The sequence below is a fragment of the Vibrio sp. YT-19(2023) genome (assembly GCF_033337395.1).
Genome location: NZ_JAWOQN010000684.1, coordinates 1 through 626 on the forward strand (window position 1 = coordinate 1; position 626 = coordinate 626).

Sequence of the window (626 nt, forward strand, 5' to 3'; positions counted from 1 at the left end):
CTTGATGCGACGCCGGGAATAAAAACGCGCATGACGCGTACCGGTGACTACTTTGTTAACTTAAACCGCCGTGTTACATTTGCCCGCGAAAATGACGCGCACCTGTTAATCTCAGTTCACGCGGATGCGTTCACATCACCACAACCTCGTGGGGGATCGGTATTCGTATTGAATACGCGTCGCGCAAACACTGAGATTGCTCGCTGGGTTGAGAACCACGAGAAACAGTCCGAGTTGCTCGGTGGTTCTGGCAATGCATTTGTCACGAACACGAAAGACCGCAACGTGAACCAAACTTTGCTCGATATCCAGTTCAGCCATTCGCAAAAAGAAGGCTACAAGTTGGCGACCGAAATTTTGGGTGAAATGGGACGCGTCGCGCATCTACACAACACCAAGCCAATCAACACTAGTCTGGCAGTATTGCGTTCGCCACAAATTCCATCGGTCCTTGTAGAGACTGGATTTATCTCTAACCCAACAGAAGAGAAACTGCTGTTCCAACGCGCACACCAAGATAAGTTAGCGCAGGCTATCTCTAAAGCGGTGGTTAAATATCTAAAAGATAACCCACCTGAAGGCACGGTGTTCTCACCTTCCTCTAAACCAATGGTGCACATTGTTAA

The 626-nt window shown here is 48.7% G+C and carries 1 protein-coding gene; it reads left to right on the forward strand.

What is annotated here, in order from left to right:
* A partial coding sequence (locus tag R7E78_RS27865) for an N-acetylmuramoyl-L-alanine amidase (RefSeq protein ID WP_318058853.1) occupies positions 1–626 on the forward strand: 626 nt, incomplete at both ends.